This is a genomic window from Novosphingobium sp. 18050 (assembly GCF_902706195.1).
Lineage (GTDB): Bacteria > Pseudomonadota > Alphaproteobacteria > Sphingomonadales > Sphingomonadaceae > Novosphingobium.
The window spans coordinates 85,780-105,658 of record NZ_CACSJO010000009.1; the positions used below are offsets into that span (position 1 = coordinate 85,780).

Consider the following 19,879-nt stretch of genomic DNA (forward strand, 5'->3'; position numbering starts at 1 on the left):
TATCTTTCAGTCCAGCGTCAGCCGGGTGACGTGGCCCATCTTGCGGCCGGGGCGCGCTGCGGCCTTGCCGTAGAGATGGAGGTGGTTGGCGGGATCGGCCAGGATCGCCGGCCAGTCATGCGCTTCGTCGCCGATGAGGTTGCGCATATCCACGGCCCTGGCGGCAAGGCCGGTGCCGCCCAGCGGCAGGCCGCAGATGGCGCGCACGTGGTTTTCGAACTGGCTGGTGACCGCGCCCTCGATGGTCCAGTGGCCCGAGTTGTGGACGCGCGGCGCCATCTCGTTGAAGACGGGGCCGTCTGCGGTGGCGAAGAATTCCAGCGTCAGCACGCCGACGTAGTCCAGCGCCTGCGCCACCTTGGCGGCGAGTTCGCGCGCCGCAGGCACCTGCTCCAGCAGCGCGGCGGGCGCCGGCAGGGTGCTGAGCGCGAGGATGCCGCTTTCATGGACGTTGTGGGCCGAATCGAAATAGCGGATGTCGCCGTCCGCGCCCCGGCACAGGATCACCGAAAATTCGGCGAAGAAGGTGATGAAGCCTTCGTAGACCAGCGGGGTCTGCGGCAGGTCGAGGCCGTCCGCGCCGGCGGGCGTCATGATGCGCCACTGGCCCTTGCCGTCGTAGCCGTCGCGCCGGGTCTTGAGGATGCCCGGCGCGCCGATACGGGCGATGGCTTCGGCAAGGTCGGCGGGGCTGTCCACCGGGGCGTAGGGGGCAGGATTGCCGCCCAGCTGCGTGACGAAATGCTTTTCGCTCAGGCGGTCCTGCGCGGTTTCGAGTGCGCGTGGATGCGGCAGAAGCGGGGTATCGCCCAGCGCGGCGAGCGGGCCGACAGGCACGTTCTCGAACTCGTAGGTGACCACGGCGCAGTCGGCGGCGAAGCGGGCCATGGCCTCGGCGTCGTCCCAGGCGGCGCAGGTGAACTGGGCGCAGACGTCGGCAGCGATCGAATCGGCCTCGGGCGCGTAGACGTGGCAGCGGTAGCCGAGCTGCGCCGCCGCGACGGCGATCATGCGGCCGAGCTGGCCGCCGCCGAGAATGCCGATCGTTTCGCCGGGGGGTATCATCGTTATGCCAATTCGCCTGCGTTGTGTGCCGGCCCTTCGACAAGCTCAGGGCGAGCGGACTTTACAATACTGTGCGACAACCCCCGCTGGTGCAGGGGTTGTCTTAACACGTCAGGCCGGCCGCTCGGCGACGCTGGCGGTTTGTGCGGTGCGGAACGCCTTGAGCCGCTCTGCCAGTGCCTCGTCCGAAGTGGCAAGGATCGCGGCGGCGAGCAGGCCGGCATTGGCCGCGCCGGCCTCACCGATCGCCAACGTGCCTACGGGAATACCCGCGGGCATCTGCACGATGGAAAGCAGGCTGTCCTGGCCCGAGAGCGCCTTGGACTGCACCGGTACGCCCAGCACCGGAAGGTGGGTCATCGAGGCGACCATGCCGGGCAGGTGAGCGGCGCCCCCTGCCCCGGCGATGATGACCTTGAAGCCCTCACCGTCCGCGCCCTTGGCGAAGTCGACGAGGCGTTCCGGCGTGCGGTGTGCCGAGACGATCCGCGCTTCGTAGGCGACTTCCAGCTTGTCGAGCATCTCGGCGGCGCGGATCATGGTCGGCCAGTCGGACTGGCTCCCCATGACGATCGCGACGGGCACAGGCGTCTCAGCCATGCTTCAGCGCTCCGAGAGATAATAACGGTCGAGCACCGCGAGATCGTCGTCCAGATCGTAGACGATCGGCTGGCCGGTCGGGATTTCCAGCCCGGTGATCTCGTCGTCGGAAATGCCCGAGAGGTGCTTTACCAGCGCGCGCAGGGAATTGCCGTGCGCGGCGACCAGCACGGTCGAGCCGGTCTTGAGGTGCGGCACGATCGAGCCTTCGTAATACGGCAGGACGCGCGCGATGGTGTCCTTGAGGCTTTCCGTCATCGGCACGTCGATCCCGGCGTAGCGCGGATCGGTCGACGGGTCGAACTCGGTGCCGCACTCCATGACGGGCGGCGGGATGTCGAAGCTGCGGCGCCAGATCTTGACCTGGTCCTCGCCGTGCTTGGCAGCGGTCTCGGCCTTGTCGAGGCCGGTGAGGCCGCCATAGTGACGCTCGTTCAGGCGCCAGTCCTTGGTTTCCGGGATCCACAGGATGCCGGCCGCTTCCAGAGCGAGGTGCAGCGTCTTGATCGCGCGGCTCTGGAGCGAGGTGAAAGCGACGTCGGGCAGCATGCCCTTGTCCTTCAGCAGCGCGCCGGCAGCGCGGGCCTCGGCCTCGCCTTTCTCGGTGACGTCCACGTCCCACCATCCGGTGAAGCGGTTTTCCAGGTTCCACTGGCTCTGGCCGTGGCGGAGAAGGATCAGGCGAGGCAAGGCGTAGCTCCCTTTTTGGTATGGGACGGGACGGATGCATTCTGGTGGCAGGCCCTAGCTTTCCGAGGGCGATTTGGGAAGCCTGACCGATTCGTTATCGCGCTCGCCATCGTCTTCGTCCTCAACGCCCGAAGACAATGCGCGTGCCTGCACCTTTCTTCTGCGCAGGTTCTCTCGCAGCTTTGCTGCGAGGCGCGCCTCGCGCGTCAGCTTTCCTGCCGGATTCGACGTTGTTTGCGCGGGGGGCTGCTCATCGTTCATGGCATCGGCAATGACGTTGTGTCAGATAAAGCGCAAGCGGTGCTTGACAACCTGCGCGCCTCGAGACAATAGCGCGCCCTGCCCCGGGGTGACCGGGGCTTTGGAACGGCGCTGCTGTAGCTCAGTGGTAGAGCGCGTCATTGGTAATGACGAGGTCGGGAGTTCAATCCTCCCTAGCAGCACCATTCCGCCGTTCCCGACATCATGACATCTCCGGAATGATCGCAACCGCTTTCGGTTGCGATCGTGTTTCTGCGCGTCGGTGCGTCTGACTGCGCCGGACATCGGGATATCCCAATTGTCATCAAACTGCCTTCACACTCTCACGGGAGCGTCATGAAACCGGCCTAGGGGCCCCTGCAAGACTTACAACGTCGCAACAGGGAATCTCTCCAGTCATGACACGTTCGATCCAGCTCCTTGCGGGGCTGCTCGCCTCGGCTTCGTTCGCAACCATTGCCCACGCGGGCGAGGTCGCCGGCCACGTCAACGATGCCACCGGCACGCGCGCCCTGCAGTCGGCCGCGGTACGCATCGTGGAACTCAACCGTACCGCCGAGACGGACCGTTCAGGCAGCTACGTGTTCGGCGACGTCCCCGCCGGCACATACACCCTGGAAGCGCGCTATGTCGGCGCCGAGGTCACCACGCAGACGGTCACCGTTGCGGCGACCGGCACCACCTCGGGCGATTTCGACCTCACCGCGATCGGCGGCGCCGACATCCTCGTCACCGGGCAGACCGCGAATATGACCAGCGCCCTGTCGCGCCAGAAGGCTGCCGACGGCGTCGAATCGGTCCTGACGCGTGACGCCGTGGGCCAGTTCCCCGATCAGAACGTGGCGGAATCGCTGCGTCGCCTGCCGGGCGTCAACATCCTCAACGATCAAGGCGAAGGCCGCTTCGTTTCGGTTCGCGGCCTCGACCCCGACCTCAACGGCACCTCGGTCAACGGCGTGCGCATCCCCGCACCTGAATCTGATTCCCGTGCAGTCGCGCTCGACGTGATCTCCTCGGACACGATCGAATCGATCGAAGTGAAGAAGTCCTTCACCCCCGACATGGACGGTGACTTCATCGGTGCCTCGGTCGAGATCAACACCACCAGCGCCTTCGATTCGAAGAAGAACCGCTACTCGGTCAGCGCCGAGGGCAGCTACAACGACTACTCGGGCAAGGTCATGCCCAAGGGCGCGTTCGACTTTACCCAGAAGCTGGGCGACGATTTCGGCATCGCCGGCTCGGTCAGCTACTACAAGCGCAAGTTCGAGACCGACAACGTCGAGACCGGCGGCTGGCACCAGAACGACGACGGCGTCTGGGCCGATTCGGTCGAATACCGCGACTATGACGTAGAACGTACCCGCATCAACGCGGCGCTCTCGGCCGACTGGCGCGTGTCCGACACCACCAAGGCTTACGTGCGCGGCAACTGGGCACAGTTCGACGATCAAGAATATCGCCGCCGCACCACGCTCGACTTCGGCGATTTCGAGGATGACGGCCCGACCGCCTTCACCGCCAACGGCGCCACCTTCAACGGTGCCGACGAGCGCATCACGGTGGAGCGCGACATCAAGGACCGCTTCGAGCGCCAGCGCATCCGCTCGGTCTCTATCGGCAGCGACACCGACACCGGCACGCTCAAGTTCAACTGGATGGCCAGCTACGCCAAGTCGACCGAGCGCGAGAACTTCTCGATCGACCCGACCTCGTTCCGCGCCCGCTTCCGCGCCGGCACCGCCGTCGACATGGATTATACCAATAAGTATTATCCGACCTACTCGGCCACTGGCGCTGCGTTCAACTCGCCCGAGGCTTACGAGTTCGACAAGACCGAACTGACCACCCTGTCCGACAGCCGTGACGAGGAATGGGCGATCAAGGCCGACCTCGCGCGGACCTTCGCCGGTTCGGGCGGCGACTTCACCGTCCAGGCGGGTGCCAAGGCGCGCTGGCGCAAGAAGTCGTACAACTTCAACATGAACTACTACGACGCTGCCGACGGCGCCGATTACACGCTGGCCGACGTTCTGGGCAAGCAGACCTACCGCTTGGCCGACATGGGCCCGGTTGCGAACAAGGGCGGCGCTGCCGACTACCTGCTCGCCAACCCCGGCGCCTTCGAGCTGAACGAGTACGAGAGCGGCCTGGCATCGGCCACCGACGACTACTCGGTGAAGGAAAACATCATCGCCGGTTATGCGCTGGCCCGCTGGGACAGTTCCACCCTGCGCGTCATCGGCGGCGTGCGCATGGAGCACACCCACAACGAGCTGAACGGCAACCTTGTTACCGACCTCAGCGATGACGAGGAATTCTCCTTCGTTCCGGTGCAGTACAAGCGTAACTACACCAACTGGCTGCCCAGCCTGACGGTGCGTTACAGCCCGCAGCAGAACCTCGTCGCCCGCCTCGCCGGCTACAAGACGGTGGTGCGTCCCAAATTCTCGCAGCTGGCCCCGCGTTACACCGTGAACGAGGACAACGAGGCTGAATTCGGCAACCCCTACCTCAAGCCCTATCAGGCCTGGAACCTCGACGCCGGGTTCGAGTACTACTTCTCCAACAACGGCGCCTTGTCGGTCGGTGCGTTCTACAAGTCGGTGAAGGACTACACCTACGAGCAGGTCCTGCGTGACGGCGCTGTCATCGACGGCGTGGAATACGACCAGGTCACTGTCCCGGTGAACGGTGACAAGGCCGACATCACCGGGGTGGAAGTCAGCTTCAGCCAGGCATTCACGATGCTCCCGGCACCGTTCGATGGCCTGTTGACCCAGCTGAACTACACCTACACGTACGCCCGCGGCACCGTGCTGCAGGAGGGTGAGGACGCCGCAGGCAACGCGATCGACATCAAGCGCCGCATCAACCTCCCCAACTCCTCCAACGGTACTTTCAACGTCGTGCTCGGCTATGAGAAGGGCCCCGTGTCCCTGCGCGCCGCCGGCACCTTCCGCGACAAGTACCTCGACGAAGTCGGCGGAAGCGTCGAGGAGGACCGCGTGGTCAACCAGCACTTCCAGCTGGACCTCTCGGCCAAGTATAAGGTGACCGAAAACATCCGCATCTTCGCGGACTGGGTGAACGTCAACAATGCCAAGTACTTCGCCTACCAGAACCTCGCAGGCGCCAAGCGCGTGCTGCAGTACGAGGAATATGGCTCGACCGTGAAGTTCGGCGCGCGGGTGTCCTTCTGATGCACGCTCGCGACATCCTGAAGGTTGCCGCGAAGGTTGGGCCGGGAGCATTGCTCCCGGCGCTCCTGCTGTCGGCCTGCGCAACTACGGCGACCGGCACCGGAGCCGAAACTCCGCGCCCCCGCTACCCCGCCACCGACATTCCCGCTCAGGCGGAGACTGCCCCGGTCGGCACCGGCAATGCCGATGCTGCGGACGATCCGGCGATCTGGCGCAATGCCGCCAACCCCGCCGCCAGCCTGCTGCTGGGTACGGACAAGAAGGCCGGCCTCTACGTCTACGGCCTCGACGGCAAGGTGCGCGATTTCTCGCCCGCCGGCGCGCTCAACAACACGGACCTGCGCGAAGTGCGCATGGCCGATGGCTCGACGCGCATCCTCGTCGGCGCCAGTGACCGCACGGACAGGGCCGAGCCGCGCATCGCGCTGTTCAGCCTCGACGGCGCCACCGGCAAGCTGACCTCGCTGGGCTCGGATTCGTTCCTCAAGCCAGGCCACGCCCCGGCCGAGGCTTACGGTTTCTGCATGGGTGCGCCCCTCGCCGCCGGTGAACTGGCACGCGCCTATGTCGTCCTGAAGGACGGCACCGTGGCCGAAAGCCGCCTCATCGAGAGCGGCGGCAGGATCGTGCCCCAGCACCTGCGCGACGTGAAGTTCGCGACCCAGTCGGAAGGCTGCGTCGTCGATGACGCCACCAGGACGCTCTACGTCGCCGAGGAAGACGTCGGCATCTGGAAGGTGCCGCTTTCCGGCGCAGCTCTCACCGCGCAGGCTTTCGCGAAAGTCGGCGCCGCGGACGGTCTTGTCGACGATGTCGAGGGGCTTGCCATCGCCCACGAAGCGGGGGGGCGTACCTGGCTCGTCGCTTCCAGTCAGGGCGACAACGCCTATGTGTTGTTCGACCTTGCCACCGGCAAGCCTGCGGGCCGATTCCGCATCAACGGCGGCGCGATCGGCGGGACCAGCGACACCGATGGCATCGAAGTCGTGCTTGGCGATTTCGGTCCGGCGTTCCCCGAAGGCGTGTTCATGGCGCAGGACGGCGACAACGCTCCCAAGGCGCAGAACTTCAAGCTCTTGTCCTGGCGCGCGATCCGCACTGCCATGGGCATCCGGTAAGGCGACCACGATGCGCGCCGCCTCGCCTTCATCCGGCTGTGATTTGCACCGGGTATGCGGTAAGGCAGCGCGCATGGTGAGGGAAACGAATCGGTGAGGCGGATCGCCGCGCTATGTACCGCTCTGGTGCTTGCAGGTGCCGTTCAGCCCGGCCTTGCCCATGCTGACGTGCTGCAGATCGGCGCGTCCGGGCCTGAATGGGTCGCGGGCGGCCCGACTACTTTTGCCGCCCCGGAATTGACCCAGATCGACCCGGGCTCCGGCGTCGGCTTTATCGGCAGCACCGTGGCCAGCGCGCCTGAACAGGTGGAGGAAGCCCCGCTCTTCGTCGATGCGAACCTGCACCCCCTCTCCCTCACCCAGGCGCTCGATGCTGCCGGCCCCAGTCGCTGGCGTGACCGGGTGGCCGTGCTCGCGGCCAAGTACGACATCAGCCCGGCGCTGCTGGAAGCGGTGGTCTGGCAGGAAAGCCGCTGGAACGAACTGGCTGTATCCCCGGTGGGTGCACGCGGCCTTGCCCAGCTGATGCCTGGCACTGCCGCGCAGATGGGCGTCAATTCCGCCGATCCTATGGCCAATCTCGAAGGCGGCGCGCGCTATCTGCGGATGCAACTCGACGCATTCGGCGGCAATATCGAGAAGGCGCTGGCCGCTTACAACGCGGGCCCCGCGCGCGTGGTGAAGGCTGGCGGCATTCCCAACATTCGTGAGACGCGCGCCTATGTTGCAGCTATCATGGCGCGCTTGACCGACCCGGTCCGCCAGTAGTCTTCGTGCAGGCGCGGCCTAATAGCGGCGCGGCGTCTTTCGCGAATCAAAGAATCCGCTCCTCCCGAGCTTGTCGAAGGGTTTCAACAAACCCGCAATTGCTCTAGTGCGCGTCCGGTTATGACCGAACAGCGCGAAACATCACCCAAGGCAGACTGGCGCTCGACCGTCTTCCTGCCGAAGACCGATTTCCCCATGAAGGCCGGGCTCCCCCAGAAGGAGCCGGGTATTCTGTCGCGCTGGCAGGCCGAGGACATTTACCGCAAGACGCGCGATGCCCGCGCGGACCGCGAAAAATTCATCCTCCATGACGGCCCGCCCTACGCCAATGGCGACATGCACATCGGCCATGCGCTCAACCACATCCTCAAGGACATGGTGGTGCGCACGCAGACGCTGCTGGGCAAGGACGCGCCCTACGTTCCTGGATGGGATTGCCACGGCCTGCCCATCGAGTGGAAGGTCGAGGAAGAATATCGCAAGAAAAAGAAGAACAAGGACGAGGTTCCCGCCGAGGAATTCCGCGCCGAATGCCGCGCCTATGCCCAGAACTGGGTGAACGTGCAGCGCGAGCAGCTCAAGCGCCTGGGCATCAACGGCGACTGGGACAACCCGTACCTGACGATGGACTTCCAGGCGGAAGCCACCATCGTCGGCGAACTGCTGAAGTTCGCCGAGAACCAGATGCTCTACCGCGGCGCCAAGCCGGTGATGTGGAGCCCGGTGGAAAAGACCGCGCTGGCCGAAGCCGAAGTCGAGTACGAGGATATCGTGTCGACCCAGATCGACGTTGCGTTCGAGATCACCGAATCGGCGGTGCCCGAACTGGTCGGCGCCTATGCGGTGATCTGGACGACGACGCCGTGGACGATCCCGGTAAACCAGGCTTTGGCTTATGGGCCTGAGGTCGAGTATCACCATTACCGCGCCCACGACGGGCGGCGCTTCATCGTGGCGGTGCCCCTGCTGGAGGCGTTCTTCGCGCGGACCGGGCTTGGCCCCGTCGCTGAAAACATCGAAGGCGATGCCGACTTTTCCGAATATGCGCTCGGCACCTTCAAAGGCTCCGATCTGGCCGGCACCATCGCGCGTCACCCGATGCACGCGCTGGGCGGCTTCTTCGCCGAGCCGCGTCCGTTCCTCAGCGGTGATTTCGTCACCACCGAGAGCGGCACCGGCCTTGTCCACATGGCGCCGGACCACGGCGAGGACGACTTCGACCTCTGCAAGGCCAACGGCCTTGGTCCCAAGTTCGTGGTCGAAGCCGACGGCAAGTACCGCGAAGACTGGCTGTGGCTGGCGGGGCAGGGCTCGGTCATCAACCCCAAATTCAATTCGCCCGAAGGCCCGATCTGCTCGGACCTGCGCGAAGCGGGCGGTCTGCTGGCGGCCTCGGCCGACTACAAGCACTCCTACCCGCATTCGTGGCGCTCCAAGGCCAAGGTGATCTATCGCTGCACCCCGCAGTGGTTCGTGCCGATGGACCGGGAAATGGTCCATCAGGCCGCAGGCACCCTGCGCGAGGTCGCCCTGAACGCCATCGCCGAGACGCGCTTCGTCCCCGAAAAGGGCCGCAACCGCATCGGTGCGATGGTAGAAGGGCGCCCTGACTGGGTACTCTCGCGCCAGCGCGCCTGGGGCGTGCCGATCACCTTGTTCGTGGACCGCAAGTCCGGCGAATACCTCGTCGATCCGGCGGTCAACGAACGCATCAAGGCCGCCATCCTCGCCAAGGGCGTCGATGCGTGGTCGGACGAGGCCGCGCAGGACCTGCTCGGCCCCGACTATGACGCCGAAGACTACGAGCGTGTCGCCGACATCCTCGATGTCTGGTTCGATTCGGGTTCGACCCATGCCTTCGTGCTCGAATCGGGTCGCTGGCCCGACCTGCTGCGCCCTGAAGGCTACACCGGCCCCAAGGCGGACCTGTACCTCGAAGGGTCGGACCAGCACCGCGGCTGGTTCCAGTCCTCGCTGCTCGAATCCTGCGCGACGCGCGGCCATGCGCCGTACAAGGCGGTCCTGACCCACGGCTTCACGATGGACGCCAAGGGCTTCAAGATGTCGAAGTCGCTGGGCAACACTATCAGCCCGCTCAAGGTCATGGAGACCAATGGCGCGGACATCATCCGCCTATGGGCGCTATCGGTAGACTTCACCGAAGACCACCGCATCGGCGACGAGATCCTCAAGGGCGTGGCCGACCAGTACCGCAAGCTGCGCAACACCCTGCGCTACCTGCTGGGCGCGCTGGACGGGTTTGAAGAGGCCGAGCGTCTGCCGGTAGCCGAAATGCCCGAGTTGGAGCGTTACGTGCTGGCGCTGCTGGGCAAGCTGGATGCCACCTTGCGCACCGCAGTCGAGGCCTTCGACTTCAACACTTACGTGCGTGCGCTGCTGGACTTCTGCAACGAGGACCTCTCGGCGTTCTTCTTCGATATCCGTAAGGACTGCCTCTACTGCGATGCACCCACGGACCCGAAGCGCCGCGCCTATCGCACCGCGCTGGATACCCTGTTCCACGCGCTGATCCGCTACGCCGCGCCGGTGATCGTCTTCACTGCCGAGGAAACCTGGCAGAGCCGCTATCCGGGCGAGAGCGTCCACCTGCTCGAATGGCCGGTGGTGCCCGCCGCCGAGGCCGATCTCGACAAGTGGCAGGAGCTTCGCACTCTGCGCGCGGCTGTCACCGAGGCGATCGAGCCGCTGCGCCGTGAAAAGGTTATCGGTTCCAGCCTCGCGGCTGAAGTCACGGTGCCGGCATCGGCGCCTGATGCGGATCTGGCGGAACTGTTCATCACCGGGACAGTCACGCGCGGGCAGGGCGAAGATGTGAGTGTCACGCCTTCCCATGACCACAAGTGCGGCCGCTGCTGGCGCCACCTTCCCGAAGTGACCGAGGACGGCGACCTGTGCGCGCGTTGCGACGATGTTGTCAGCGCTGTGGAGACGCCGGCGTGACCGCTGCCGCCTCCAACCCCTGGCGCAACCGCCTGATCGGCCTGCTGATTGCTGCGATCGTCTTCGCGGTGGACGTGGGTATCAAGGACTGGGTGGTCCACGGCCTGCGCCTGCAGGAAATCGGCCAGGTCTACGTCCTGCCGTTCTTCAATTTCACCTGGACGCAGAACTTCGGCGTCTCGCTGGGCCTGTTCACCGCCGGCTCGCCCGAGGCGCGCTGGGCGCTGGTGGCGATGACCGGGGCAATCGCGGCCTTCGTGTTCGTGTGGTTGCTGCGTGAGCGCAAGCTGGCCGAAATCGCCGCGCTGGGAATGGTACTCGGCGGCGCTGCCGGCAACATCCGCGACCGTTTCGCGGTCGGCTATGTGATTGACTATGCTGACTTGCACATAGGCGGTTTTCGCCCTTTCCTCATTTTCAATCTCGCCGATGCGGCCATCACCATCGGCGTCCTGATTATCCTTGCCCGATCCCTGCTTTCGCGCGAAAAGCCCGATGCAGAGGCGGATTCCGCCCCCGATGCTCAAAAGAATGCGAGTTGAATTGATGCGCATGAAGAAAACCGGTGCCTTCGTCCTCGTCGCGACCGGCGCCGTCCTGTTGTCGGCTTGCGGCAGCACCGGCCTGTTCAACCGGGCCGGACCTGACGAGTTCGCGGTGCAGCGCCAGACTCCGCTGGTCGTGCCGCCAGACTTCTCGCTGAGCCCGCCCAAGGAAGGCCAGCCCCGCCCCGCCGACGATTCGCTCCAGCAGCAGACGCTCGACGCGCTGTTCGGCGGTCCGCAGGCGCGAAGCGACATCGAGAAATCGGCGCTCGCTCTGGCCGGCACGTCGGACCCGGCGATCCGCTCCACCGTGGGCGATCCGGGCACTTACGCCGTCGCCAAGGGCCAGGTCACCCGTGCAATTCTCGCCGCGCCGGAAGGCGATGGCCGCGATGCGCAGACCGCCGTCGGCACCTGAACCTTCGGGTTTGCAGAACGGAAAAAGAGGCCGGGCGAAAGTCCGGCCTTTTTCTTTGGGGTCGGGGCAGGAGCCTTCGACAGGCTCAGGCCGAGCGGGAATAACGTTGCTGTGATCTGGCCGAGGGTGTGTGAAAGTGACTCTGCGACCCGCTCAGACTGAGCCGGTCGAAGGCCCCGCAGCTCGCGCCGCAGGACCCTGTATGCGTCAACCGTCGCCGGAAACCCCGTCGTCGGCATCCTCGTCGGCCAGTTCGCTCACCAGGATCTTGTCGATCTTGAGGCCGTCCATGTCGATGACCTCGAAGCGCCACCCCTGCTCGACGAAGTGTTCTCCTTCGCGCGGGACCTTCTTGAGCACGGCCAGCACGTAGCCCGCCAGCGTCGCGAATTCGCGGTCGTCGGGCAGGGTAATGGCCAGGCGGTCGGCCAGCGCATCGGCGGGCATTGCGCCGGAAACCAGCAGCGAACCGTTTTCGCGCAGGACGATCATAGGCTCGTCGCCCTCATCCTGATGCGCGACGAAATTGCCCGCCAGAGCCGCCAGCATGTCGGAAGGCGTGACGAGGCCTTCCAAATGGCCGTATTCGTCGTGCACCACGGCCATCGCCACTTCGGCGGTCTGCAGCTTGCGCAGGGCGTCCATGGCGTCGAGCTGGTCGGGGATGACCTCGGCCTTGCGCATCATCGCGCGCACGTCGACCGGGCGGCCGGCCACCCAGCAGGCCAGCACTTCGCGCACCTTGAGAATACCGATCACGTTGTCGGCGGAACCGTCGCCCGCGACCGGCAGCAGCGAGTGCGGCGATGCCTCGATCCGGGCGCGCAGCTGGGCTTCGTCGGCGTCGACGTCGATCCAGTCGATCTGGTTGCGCGGGGTCATCAGCTCGCGAACGGGACGTTCGGCGAGGCGCATGACGCCGGTCATCATCGCGCGCTCTTCTTCCTCGATCACGCCGGAACGGGTGGCCTCGGCGAAGATCATGTGCAGTTCCTCGGCGGTCAGCTGTTCGCCGTCGCCGCGCCGGATCGAGAAGAGGCGAAGGATCACCGCCGAAGAGCGGTCCAGCAGCCAGACGAACGGACCCATGATGCTTGCCAGCAGGCTCATCGGGCGGGCCATTATCAGAGCGACCGGTTCCGCCATGCGCAAGGCCAGTTGCTTGGGCACCAGTTCGCCCACCACGACGCTGGCATAAGTCGTGGCGATGATGACCAGCGCAAAGCCGGCCTCTCCGGAGAACCGCACGGGCAGGCCCATCGCGGTCAGCCGTTCACCCACCGGGCCGCCCAGGCTGGAGCCCGAATAGGCACCGGCGATGATGCCGATGAGGGTGATGCCGATCTGCACGGTGGAAAGGAAGCGGCCCGGGTCGGCGGCAAGGTCCAGCGCGGTTTTCGCCGCACGACTTCCCTTTTCGGCCATGGCCCGTAGGCGTGCTGCGCGCGCGGAGACGATGGCCAGTTCGGACATCGAGAACAGGCCATTGATCAGGATCAGGCCGGCGATGATGAGGAGGTCAGTCCAGGGAAAGGGCGTCACAATGCGCCATCGCTAGCAGAGATTACGGCATTCGCGAAGGGCTCATGATGCAGCGCAACGCTTTGCAATCGACCGTGACTCGGGAACACACGCGCGGGAAGTGGGTTGAGCGGGGATTATCCATTTGCCATTCATGATCACTACCGCACACAGAAGCCCGTAGGGCATGCCTGAAGGCACATAGAGGAGGGCAATATTATGAAGAATTCGCGCCTGATTACATCGGTTGCTGCGGTGTTCGCGCTGGTTACCGTTTCGGCCTGCGTCACCGATCCCAACACCGGTGAGCGCAAGGTTTCACGCACCGCGATCGGCGGCGCGGGGGGCGCTGGCCTTGGCTATCTGCTGGGCAGCGTGATCGGCGGCAAGACCGCACGCATCGTCGGTGCGGGCATCGGCGGCGTGGCCGGCGGCGTCGTGGGCTACCAGATGGACAAGCAGATCAAGGAACTGAAGGAGCAGACCGCAGGTTCGGGCATCGACGTCACCCAGCAGGGCGACGGCATCCTTGTGAACCTGCCCGACGTGACCTTCGCGGTCGATTCGACGGTTATCAGCCCCTCGTTCCAGGCTTCGCTCGACAAGGTCGCGCAGTCGATGATCCAGTATCCCAACAGCCTCGTCGACGTGTACGGCCACACCGATTCGACCGGCTCGGCCGCGCACAACATGGACCTGTCCAAGCGCCGCGCTGATTCGGTGGGCCGCTATCTGATCAGCCGCGGGGTTTCCTCGTCGCGCATCCAGACGCAGGGCATGGGTATGAACTATCCGGTGTCCGACAATACCACTGCCGAAGGCCGCGCACTCAACCGCCGGGTTGAGATCAAGATCACGCCGGTGACGACGGACGACGCCTCCAGCGCCAAGTAATATCGTCTTCCGCAAGGAATACGGGATCAGGGAAGGGGCCGGTGCTGCAAAGCGCCGGCCTTTTTTTCGTCGAATACCGAGGTGATAACACCTTGAATTGTCATGCCGACTGCTTAGCCTGACAGGTAGACGGGGTTCGGGGGACCTGATGCGATTCAAGATTTTGGCGGCGGCGCTGTCCGTATTCCTGTGGCCGGGCCTCGCCCATGCGGCATGGCTGGAAGCGTCGAGCGAACACTTCGTCATCTACGCCGACGATAGCGAGCGCGACATCACCCGCTTCTCGCAGCAGCTCGAACGGTATCACGCAGGCATGGCGCTGTTGTTGGCTTCGCAGGCACCGGTGCCCAGCCCCTCGAGCCGGGTGACTGTCTATGTCGTGCGCAACATGCGCGAGGTGCAGGCCCTGCACGGCGGCGATAACAAGTTTCTCGGAGGCTTTTACGTGCCGCGCGCCGGCGGCTCGCTGGCGATCGTACCGAAGGTCGATTCGGGCAATGGCGCGGTCACGATGTCGATGGTCGTGCTGCTGCACGAATATGCCCATCACTTCCTGATCTCGTCTAATTCGATGCCGATGCCGCGCTGGTTCAGCGAAGGTGCCGCCGAATTCTTTGCCTCGGCCAAGTTCGAGGCGGATGGTGGGGTATGGCTGGGCCGCCCTGCGCAGCATCGCGCGGGCGAGTTATACTTTGCCAAGGACGTGAAGGCCGCCGACCTGCTCGACCCCACCGAATACGACAAGCACAAGGGCGCCACGTACGACGCCTTCTACGGCAAAAGCTGGTTGCTCTATCACTATCTGACGTTTGACGCCGCACGCAGCGGCCAGCTCGCGCGCTATCTCGCGCTGCTGCAGGATGGCAAAGGCCAGCGCGAGGCCGCGCTGGAGGCGTTCGGGGATTTCGACGCGCTCGAAAAGGACATAGGCAAGTACTTGGCCAAGAACCGGATGTCGGCGCTCAAGCTGACGGCGGATAAAGTGCCGATCGGCGCGATCAGCATCCGGGCGCTTTCGGCCGGGGAAGCGGCAATGATGCCGGTGCGGATACGCTCGAAGCGCGGCACCTCGCCCGAGGAAGCGCCGACGCTGGTGGCCGAGGCCCGCACCGTCGCGGCGCGCTATCCGGGCGACGCCGCCGTACTTTCTGCTCTGGCAGAATCCGAATATGATGCCGGCAACGACAAGGAGGCGATCGCCGCTGCCGATGCGGCATTGGCGCTCGATTCCAGACAGGTCGACGCCTATGTCGAAAAAGGTCTGGCGCTGTTCCGCATCGCGCCTGAGGCCGATGATATCGCGGCGGCCTACAAGGCGGCGCGCGCGCCATTCATCGCCCTCAACCGGATCGAAAACGACCATCCGCTGCCGCTGATATACTTCTACCGAAGCTTCGAGGAGCAAGGCGAGAAGCCCTCGACGCTGGCGCTTGATGGGTTGATTCGCGCGATGCAACTGGCCCCGTTCGATCTCGGGCTGCGTATGACCCTGGGCCATGCGCTGGTACGCCTCGGTCGGCGGGACGATGCACGCACCGTGCTGCTGCCCGTGGCCTACAACCCGCACGGCGGCAGTATGAGCGACTTCGCGCGCAAGATGATCGACCGGATGGACAAGGACCCGGCCTGGAAGGGTGAGGGGGATGCATCGGAAGAAGGCAGCGAGGCCGTTTCCGAATGAAGCCCTAGGCGGAGTAGCGTACCGCTCGTTCCGCAAGACGTTCCACCGCCGCTTCATGAATGCCGGTCGAGGCGACCATCACCCCGAACGCGCGCGGGTCGTGCTTGTTGTAGTTGAGCGGCTGGCCGAATGCGTCGGTCACCACTGCACCTGCCTCGCGCGCGATCAGGCCGGCGGCGGCGATGTCCCATTCATAGCCCCAGCGCAGGGTGACCAGCAGGTCCGCCTCGTCGGCGGCGATCATCGCCATGCGCAGCGCAATGGAATTGGGCTGGTCGACAAGGGTGAGGTCGGCGTCTTCCGCTGCCAGCTTCAGCGCGGGCACGCGCGAACCGGCCAGCGAATCGCGGTGACTGGCGACAAGCCGCTTGCCGTTGCGCCAGGCGCCTTTGCCCGCTTCCGCGAACCAGAACTCGCCGCCATCCTCGCGCTGGCGCACCGGAGCATAGAGATAGCCCAGCAGCGGACGCCGCGTGTTGACGAGGGCCACCGAGATCGCCCAGCCCGTGCGACCCCGGATGAAGTCGCGAGTCCCGTCGATCGGGTCGACCAGCCAGACCAGTTCATGGTTCTGGCGTTCGAGGCTGTCGGTCGTCTCTTCGGAAAGCCATCCTGCCGCCGGTAACAGTTTGTGCAATTCCGCCTTGAGGAAGCCATCGACCTCCAGATCGGCTGTGCAAACCGGACTGCCGGGGGTCTTTTCCCACGATTCGAGGCTGTGACCATCACCCGGCCAGCCCGCCAGCGCGATGCGTCCGGCCTCTCGGACGATGGCTTCCAGTCTCTCCCGGTCAATCATCTGCCGACTTTCGTTGCTGCATTCGTTCTAGCATTGCTATTGCGTCTTCTTATCAATTGGGTCCGAACAAATCGTTCTCACCTATGAATTTGCGCAGGCTACGGGACTTTTCAAGCCAGCGGGGATGTGCTTATGCGGCGGGGCATAACTATGGCTACGGCGCCTTCCCAAGGAACCTCCAGCAGAAAGCGATTTGAGCGATGAACATTCACGAATATCAGGCCAAGGAACTGCTCGCGAAGTATGGCGTGGGTATCCCCGCCGGCATCGCCGCGCTGACCGTAGAGGAAGCGGTTGCCGCCGCCAAGCAGCTCCCCGGGCCGCTCTACGTCGTGAAGGCGCAGATCCATGCCGGCGGACGCGGCAAGGGCAAGTTCACGGAACTTCCCGCCGACGCCAAGGGCGGCGTGCGCCTCGCCAAGTCGATCGAGGAAGTCGAGGCTTTCGCCAAGGAAATGCTCGGCAACACCCTCGTCACCATCCAGACGGGTGATGCCGGCAAGCAGGTGAACCGCCTCTACGTGACCGACGGCGTCGACATCGAGAAGGAATACTACCTCTCGATGGTCGTGGACCGTTCGACCAGCCGCGTCGCCATGATCGTGTCGACCGAAGGCGGCATGGACATCGAAGAGGTCGCCCACTCGACCCCCGAGCGCATCAGCACCATCACCGTCGACACCGCGACCGGCTTCCAGGCTCACCACGGCCGCGCCGTTGCTTTCGCGCTCAAGCTGTCGGGTGATCTCGCCAAGCAGGCGCAGAAGATCGCCAAGCAGCTTTACGAGGCGTTCGTCGCCCTCGATTGCGACATGCTGGAAATCAACCCGCTGGTTGAGACGAAGGACGGCAACCTGCTGGTCCTCGACACCAAGATGAGCTTCGATTCGAACGCCCTGTACCGTCACCCCGACGTGATGGCGCTGCGCGACGAGACCGAAGAAGACCCCGCGGAAGTCGAAGCCTCGAAGTACGACCTGGCCTACATCAAGCTCGATGGCGACATCGGCTGCATGGTCAATGGCGCGGGCCTTGCCATGGCGACGATGGACATCATCAAGCTCAACGGCATGTTCCCGGCCAACTTCCTCGACGTTGGCGGCGGCGCCAACAAGGAGAAGGTGACTGCGGCGTTCAAGATCATTCTCGCGGATCCCGCCGTAAAGGGCATCCTCGTGAACATCTTCGGCGGCATCATGAAGTGCGACGTCATCGCCGAGGGCATCGTTGCCGCAGCAAAGGAAGTGAACCTGCAGGTTCCGCTGGTGGTTCGCCTCGAAGGCACCAACGTCCAGCAGGGCAAGGACATCCTGGCCGGTTCGGGCCTGCCGATCGTCGCTGCCAACGACCTGGGCGACGCCGCCCGCAAGATCGTTGCCGAAGTGAAGAACGTGGCCTGATAGGCCGGCGTTCACGCGAACGACAAATGTCGTGCGCGCGATCACATGACGGATATTGAGACGGCGGGGGTTTCGCGACCCCCGCCGTTTCTGCATGTGTAGTTCAGCTATCTGCCGTCCAAGCTCTTAGCGTTTAGTGGGGCTTGACGCGGCGGACTAGGAACGCGATAGCTCGCGCACCAATTTAATCGCGCGGTTAAATTTTGCCGTCCCAGCAGTGAGAGGACAGATCGCATGAAGATCCTCGTGCCCGTAAAGCGGGTGATCGACTATAACGTGAAGCCGCGGGTCAAAGCCGACGGCACGGGTGTTGACCTTGCCAACGTCAAGATGAGCATGAACCCGTTCGACGAGATCGCGGTGGAAGAAGCCATTCGTCTCAAGGAAGCGGGCAAGGCCGAAGAGATCATCGCGATCTCGGTCGGGCCGGCAAAGGCTGCCGAAACGCTGCGCACCGCGCTTGCCATGGGCGCCGACCGGGCGATCCTGGTCGAGACGGACGCCGAGGTTGAGCCATTGGCCGTCGCCAAGATCCTCAAGGCTGTCGTGGGTGAAGAGAACCCCGGCCTGGTGATCCTGGGCAAGCAGGCGATCGACGACGATTCGAACCAGACCGGCCAGATGCTCGCCGCGCTGCTCGGCCGCCCACAGGGCACGTTCGCCAGCAAGGTCGAGATTGACGGCGATTCGGTTGCCGTCACCCGCGAAGTCGACGGCGGTCTGGAGACGGTGAAGCTGTCGCTTCCCGCCATCGTCACCACCGACCTGCGCCTCAACGAGCCGCGCTACGCTTCGCTGCCCAACATCATGAAGGCAAAGAAGAAGCAGCTCGATACCAAGAGCCCCGCCGATTACGGCGTCGACATCACGCCGCGCCTCAAGACCCTCAAGGTTTCCGAGCCGCCGGTGCGTTCCGCAGGTATCAAGATCGCTGACGTCGACGCGCTCGTCGCGAAGCTCAAGGAAATGGGAGTAGCCTGATGAAGACTCTTGTTTGGGTTGAGCACGACAATGCTGTCGTCAAGGACGCCACCCTCGCCGTCGTCACCGCCGCTGCAAAGCTGGGCGAAGTGCATCTGCTGGTCGCCGGTTCCGGCTGCCGCGCCGTAGCCGATGCCGCTGCGCAGATCGCCGGCGTGGGCAAGGTCCACCTCGCCGACAACGCCGCTTACGAGCATGGCCTGGCCGAAAACGTCGCCCCGCTCGTCGCCGAGCTGATGGACCATCACGATGCCTTCGTGGTGCCCGCCACCACCACCGGCAAGAACATCGCGCCGCGCGTTGCTGCTTTGCTCGACGTGATGCAGATCTCGGACATCCTCTCGGTCGAGGGCGAGAAGACCTTCACGCGTCCGATCTACGCCGGCAACGCCATCGCCACCGTGGAATCGAGCGATGCCAAGCTGGTGATCACCGTGCGCGGCACTGCCTTCGCCAAGGCTGAGGCCACCGGCGGTTCGGGCGTCGTCGAGGACGTTGCAGGCGCCGGCGATGCAGGCCTTTCGAGCTTTGTGGGCGCAGAGCTTGCCAAGTCCGAGCGACCGGAGCTGACCAGCGCCAAGATCATCGTTTCCGGCGGCCGCGCGCTGAAGGATTCGGAGACGTTCGAGCAGGTGATCATGCCGCTCGCTGACAAGCTCGGCGCTGCCGTTGGTGCTTCACGTGCTGCGGTCGATGCGGGCTACGTGCCGAACGACTATCAGGTCGGTCAGACCGGCAAGATCGTCGCACCGGAAGTCTACATCGCGGTCGGCATCTCGGGCGCGATCCAGCACCTTGCGGGCATGAAGGATTCGAAAACCATCATCGCCATCAACAAGGACGAGGACGCCCCGATCTTCCAGGTCGCCGATATCGGCCTCGTCGCGGACCTGTTCACTGCAGTGCCGGAGCTGACCGGCAAGCTTTGAGCTTTTCCTCGCCGCCACAAAGATTTAACCCCCGGATGCGAGTCC

At 64.5% G+C, this 19,879-nt stretch carries 16 protein-coding genes and 1 tRNA gene; 12 read left to right on the top strand and 5 right to left on the bottom strand.

Going from position 1 to position 19,879, the window contains the following annotated elements:
• Positions 1–6: 6 nt before the first annotated feature.
• The 3 genes from GVL61_RS11135 to gpmA form a co-directional block, all read right to left on the bottom strand.
• Positions 7–1,065: a 5-(carboxyamino)imidazole ribonucleotide synthase gene (locus GVL61_RS11135; protein WP_159979929.1), complete on the bottom strand. Its 1,059-nt coding sequence runs from the start codon at positions 1,063–1,065 to the stop codon at positions 7–9.
• Between the two features lie 111 nt (positions 1,066–1,176).
• Complete coding sequence (gene purE / locus GVL61_RS11140; RefSeq protein ID WP_159979931.1) at positions 1,177–1,665, bottom strand: 5-(carboxyamino)imidazole ribonucleotide mutase; 489 nt, start codon at positions 1,663–1,665, stop codon at positions 1,177–1,179.
• Between the two features lie 3 nt (positions 1,666–1,668).
• Entirely contained in the window at positions 1,669–2,355 is a 687-nt protein-coding gene (gpmA, locus tag GVL61_RS11145; protein ID WP_159979933.1) for a 2,3-diphosphoglycerate-dependent phosphoglycerate mutase, read from the bottom strand.
• A gap of 371 nt (positions 2,356–2,726) precedes the next feature.
• Here gpmA and GVL61_RS11150 point away from each other — a divergent pair.
• From GVL61_RS11150 to GVL61_RS11180, 7 genes are all read left to right on the top strand, one after another.
• Positions 2,727–2,801 (top strand) — tRNA-Thr (locus GVL61_RS11150).
• A 213-nt stretch (positions 2,802–3,014) separates the two neighbouring features.
• Complete coding sequence (locus tag GVL61_RS11155) at positions 3,015–5,819, top strand: TonB-dependent receptor (protein WP_159979935.1); 2,805 nt, start codon at positions 3,015–3,017, stop codon at positions 5,817–5,819.
• Positions 5,819–6,937, top strand: coding sequence for a phytase (locus tag GVL61_RS11160; RefSeq protein ID WP_159979937.1), 1,119 nt, complete (start codon positions 5,819–5,821; stop codon positions 6,935–6,937). Before GVL61_RS11155 ends, GVL61_RS11160 begins: the two co-directional genes overlap by 1 nt.
• A 93-nt stretch (positions 6,938–7,030) precedes the next feature.
• On the top strand, positions 7,031–7,705 hold the full coding sequence (locus GVL61_RS11165) for a lytic transglycosylase domain-containing protein (protein WP_159979939.1): 675 nt from the start codon (positions 7,031–7,033) through the stop codon (positions 7,703–7,705).
• A 120-nt stretch (positions 7,706–7,825) separates the two neighbouring features.
• Positions 7,826–10,666 carry an isoleucine--tRNA ligase gene (ileS, locus tag GVL61_RS11170; protein WP_159979941.1) on the top strand — a complete coding sequence of 947 codons (2,841 nt, stop codon included), beginning with the start codon at positions 7,826–7,828 and terminating at the stop codon, positions 10,664–10,666.
• Complete coding sequence (gene lspA, locus GVL61_RS11175; protein WP_159979943.1) at positions 10,663–11,208, top strand: signal peptidase II; 546 nt, start codon at positions 10,663–10,665, stop codon at positions 11,206–11,208. The genes ileS and lspA overlap by 4 nt, the downstream gene beginning before the upstream one ends.
• A 4-nt stretch (positions 11,209–11,212) precedes the next feature.
• Positions 11,213–11,629 carry a DUF3035 domain-containing protein gene (locus GVL61_RS11180; protein WP_159979945.1) on the top strand — a complete coding sequence of 139 codons (417 nt, stop codon included), beginning with the start codon at positions 11,213–11,215 and terminating at the stop codon, positions 11,627–11,629.
• Between the two features lie 207 nt (positions 11,630–11,836).
• Here the strand turns inward: GVL61_RS11180 and GVL61_RS11185 are convergent, their stop codons facing one another.
• Positions 11,837–13,171, bottom strand: coding sequence for a hemolysin family protein (locus GVL61_RS11185; protein WP_159979947.1), 1,335 nt, complete (start codon positions 13,169–13,171; stop codon positions 11,837–11,839).
• Between the two features lie 198 nt (positions 13,172–13,369).
• On the opposite strand from GVL61_RS11185, the gene GVL61_RS11190 reads away from it, so the two are divergent.
• Both GVL61_RS11190 and GVL61_RS11195 read left to right on the top strand, forming a co-directional pair.
• Positions 13,370–14,044, top strand: a complete 675-nt coding sequence (locus GVL61_RS11190) for an OmpA family protein (protein WP_159979949.1) — start codon at positions 13,370–13,372, stop codon at positions 14,042–14,044.
• 148 nt (positions 14,045–14,192) lie between these two features.
• A complete protein-coding gene (locus GVL61_RS11195; RefSeq protein WP_159979951.1) occupies positions 14,193–15,725 on the top strand; it encodes a DUF1570 domain-containing protein in 1,533 nt (510 codons plus the stop codon).
• 4 nt (positions 15,726–15,729) lie between these two features.
• Here GVL61_RS11195 and GVL61_RS11200 read toward each other — a convergent pair whose 3' ends face one another.
• Complete coding sequence (locus tag GVL61_RS11200; RefSeq protein WP_159979953.1) at positions 15,730–16,524, bottom strand: 3'(2'),5'-bisphosphate nucleotidase CysQ; 795 nt, start codon at positions 16,522–16,524, stop codon at positions 15,730–15,732.
• 200 nt (positions 16,525–16,724) lie between these two features.
• Between GVL61_RS11200 and sucC the strand changes: the two genes are divergently transcribed.
• From sucC to GVL61_RS11215, 3 genes are all read left to right on the top strand, one after another.
• Positions 16,725–17,924 carry an ADP-forming succinate--CoA ligase subunit beta gene (gene sucC, locus GVL61_RS11205; RefSeq protein ID WP_159979955.1) on the top strand — a complete coding sequence of 400 codons (1,200 nt, stop codon included), beginning with the start codon at positions 16,725–16,727 and terminating at the stop codon, positions 17,922–17,924.
• A 234-nt stretch (positions 17,925–18,158) separates the two neighbouring features.
• The gene (locus tag GVL61_RS11210; protein WP_159979957.1) at positions 18,159–18,905 is read left to right on the top strand and encodes an electron transfer flavoprotein subunit beta/FixA family protein; all 747 of its coding nucleotides are present in this window, start codon (positions 18,159–18,161) and stop codon (positions 18,903–18,905) included.
• On the top strand, positions 18,905–19,834 hold the full coding sequence (locus GVL61_RS11215; protein WP_159979959.1) for an electron transfer flavoprotein subunit alpha/FixB family protein: 930 nt from the start codon (positions 18,905–18,907) through the stop codon (positions 19,832–19,834). The genes GVL61_RS11210 and GVL61_RS11215 overlap by 1 nt, the downstream gene beginning before the upstream one ends.
• Positions 19,835–19,879 lie beyond the last annotated feature (45 nt).

What these genes read in the sequence shown, in the direction of transcription:
- GVL61_RS11195 (WP_159979951.1), top strand. Translation starts at nt 14,193, where the DNA reads ATGCGATTCAAGATTTTGGCGGCGGCGCTGTCCGTATTCCTGTGGCCG.
- GVL61_RS11210 (WP_159979957.1), top strand. Translation starts at nt 18,159, where the DNA reads ATGAAGATCCTCGTGCCCGTAAAGCGGGTGATCGACTATAACGTGAAG.
- ileS (WP_159979941.1), top strand. Translation starts at nt 7,826, where the DNA reads ATGACCGAACAGCGCGAAACATCACCCAAGGCAGACTGGCGCTCGACC.
- GVL61_RS11160 (WP_159979937.1), top strand. Translation starts at nt 5,819, where the DNA reads ATGCACGCTCGCGACATCCTGAAGGTTGCCGCGAAGGTTGGGCCGGGA.
- GVL61_RS11135 (WP_159979929.1), bottom strand. Translation starts at nt 1,065, where the DNA reads ATGATACCCCCCGGCGAAACGATCGGCATTCTCGGCGGCGGCCAGCTC.
- GVL61_RS11155 (WP_159979935.1), top strand. Translation starts at nt 3,015, where the DNA reads ATGACACGTTCGATCCAGCTCCTTGCGGGGCTGCTCGCCTCGGCTTCG.
- GVL61_RS11200 (WP_159979953.1), bottom strand. Translation starts at nt 16,524, where the DNA reads ATGATTGACCGGGAGAGACTGGAAGCCATCGTCCGAGAGGCCGGACGC.
- sucC (WP_159979955.1), top strand. Translation starts at nt 16,725, where the DNA reads ATGAACATTCACGAATATCAGGCCAAGGAACTGCTCGCGAAGTATGGC.
- purE (WP_159979931.1), bottom strand. Translation starts at nt 1,665, where the DNA reads ATGGCTGAGACGCCTGTGCCCGTCGCGATCGTCATGGGGAGCCAGTCC.
- GVL61_RS11215 (WP_159979959.1), top strand. Translation starts at nt 18,905, where the DNA reads ATGAAGACTCTTGTTTGGGTTGAGCACGACAATGCTGTCGTCAAGGAC.
- GVL61_RS11180 (WP_159979945.1), top strand. Translation starts at nt 11,213, where the DNA reads ATGCGCATGAAGAAAACCGGTGCCTTCGTCCTCGTCGCGACCGGCGCC.
- GVL61_RS11190 (WP_159979949.1), top strand. Translation starts at nt 13,370, where the DNA reads ATGAAGAATTCGCGCCTGATTACATCGGTTGCTGCGGTGTTCGCGCTG.